We start from the raw sequence: 2,477 nt of genomic DNA, 5'->3' as shown, positions 1-2,477 counted from the left end.
GCCAGAGTAAATTTAGGGCTTGGATCGCTAGCAGTCATGAGTCCTTCTGGCGCAGCAAATAATACGACCTATCTTCGGGGTGATGGAACCTGGGCCACTGTAATAGGAGCAGTGAGCAGTGTGGCTGGCAGAAGCGGAGCTGTGACCTTATCAAGTTCTGACATTTCTGATTTTACCACGGCAGCAGATGCACGTATTACGGCGCAAAAAGCGCAAGTCAATGGACTGGCGACTCTTAACGGATCGGGGAAAGTGCCTAGCTCACAGTTGGCTTTGGCCGAAACTGACATTCCGAATTTGAATTTTTCCAAAATCACAACTGGTAAACCTACTACAATTTCAGGATATGGCATTATCGACGCTGTCCAAAATGCGGGCGTTGGGACTGGAAACGTAATTACAAGTATTCAGTCCGGTGACACGGCCGGAAAGCCTGCTGCCGGCATGGATGGTCGTCTTTATATCGACGTCCAAGCTGGAACTATCTATCGCGACAATGGGACGACTTGGGATACTGTCGCTAGTGTCAGCAGCACTAACGGGACGATCACGCAGGTCAACCCAGGGGCCGGGATTACCGGCGGAGGCAGTAGCGGTGCCGTATCCGTAGGGTTGACAGATATTGCCTCAAAAACAATTTTAGCAAATATTACGGGGGGTGCCGCTGCACCGGTGGCATCTTCTGTTTCTGATGTTTTGGACACATTACCGGGGGCAGCAGCCCAGGGAAGTGTTTTGTATCGTAATGGTTCAGCGTGGACCGTGTTGGCTCCCGGTACTTCTGGGCAATTTCTGCAGACCAAAGGGGGCGGAGCCAATCCGGCTTGGGCTATTGTGGGTGTGAATGATTTGATGTCCAGTGTAACGGGTGCAACTCAATTTACCACGGCAAGTTGCAGTACCCAACAAACCCTTACCTGGTCTTCATTGTCAGACTCTTTTGCTTGTCAGAATATCGCGGTATCTCAGACTCAGGTGAGTGGGTTGGGGGGATTAGCTACGAAGTCTTCCATTGATCTTAGTTCTGCTGATGCAACTGGCGTTATTGCTGATGCAAGACTGCCAGCAAGTGCTAAATACTGGACCGCAGCCACTGGAGGCATCAACTACGCCAGTGGGAATGTGGGTATTGGTATAACGAATCCTCAGTACACCCTTGATGTCAACGGTTCACTTCATACGAGGGGAGACATGGTTTTTGAACGTGATATGAATGATAGCAATGCCCCTTCTCTTAGCTTTTGGAAACATCGTAACTATGCTGCGACTCAAAATGCAGATGAGCTGGGGATACTTCAGTTTTACGGTCGCGACAACACAAATTTGAAGTCTGGTGCCTCAATCAGTGTGAACCAAGTAGGCGTGCAAGCGCTTGGTGTTGCTGCGAATATGTATTTTAAAACTACCAGTGTAGGTAATACGACGCCGACGATCCGTATGACTGTTCAATCAACTGGTAACATTGGTATTGGTACCACGAGCCCTGGAGCGAAATTGGATGTCAACGGAGACCTAAAAGTTAACGGAAAAATTGCTGGGGTAGCTACACCCACTGCACCGACTGACGCCGCGACTAAGGCGTATGTTGATGCAGCAGTGGGGCCAAGTGCTATCCCTACAATGATATCAGCTATGGCAAGTCCCAGTGACCTTGTTAATGCAGTAAACTACTGTCGAACATTGATAGCGCCTTGTGCAAGAACATCAAGCGATGAGGGGTGTGATGCTACAACCTATTCTGACTGGAGGATGCCAAGTTTAGAAGAGGCGTTTCTTTTTGTCGGTATTGCTGGTGCAACAACAAGTTATTTGTATATTCGACCGAATTCACCTTTTGGTGGAGGAATGTCTTACCCACCTTATATGAGACTAAGCGATGGTCAGGGTGGGAGCTCGCCGGGCGCCATTGATGGCGTGCGCTGCGTGCGTTAGAGGAGTTGTTCTTTATAAACTGGCCCCCTCTTCTGTGGTCTGCTCCTCACTTCAAGCCAGGCCAACTAATTGCTTTTACCCACAGGCATGAAACTAAAGTGCCCTCATTGCCACCTCCAAAGAGACCCTAAAGACGCCAATCGGACAATTCGCTGACTTGGCCGGTACTATCGGAAAACGCTGACCAGATTCTGGTGTGTTCGCTGCGAGAAAAGCTTTTCAGAATCCACTAAAAGCCGAATGGCGCAGATGCCGGTAAAAGGCAGAATTGCCGCGTACTCGAGGAAAAGTACGGTCCCCGCAAGAAGTTCTTTCCGAAAGTGACGCACGCAACTGTATTAGGCGGGCGAGGGGCCGTGGTTGGCCGGGCATATTGCGATTTATGCTTTGGAGCATAACAGGAGTCCGACCGCCACACAGTGAGGGGCCAGTTTCAGAACAATAAGATTCTTCATTGGGAACTTTATGTGGAAAGGCTATTCTAGGAAAATCAGAATAGCTATGAGCTTTCATCTTCAACTTAATGTTCTATTTGGCACAGAACC

1 protein-coding gene is annotated in these 2,477 nt (G+C 49.2%); it reads left to right on the top strand.

Translation table 11 applies throughout. The features are described from left to right. A partial coding sequence (locus tag AC04MQ_RS19275; protein ID WP_475392896.1) for an autotransporter outer membrane beta-barrel domain-containing protein occupies nt 1–1,932 on the top strand: 1,932 nt, incomplete at its 5' end. Nucleotides 1,933–2,477: the final 545 nt, after the last annotated feature.

The organism is Bdellovibrio sp. MYbb2 (assembly GCF_056175685.1).
The sequence above is the reverse complement of the archived record's forward strand: the minus strand, read 5'-3'. Positions and strand labels throughout refer to the sequence as shown.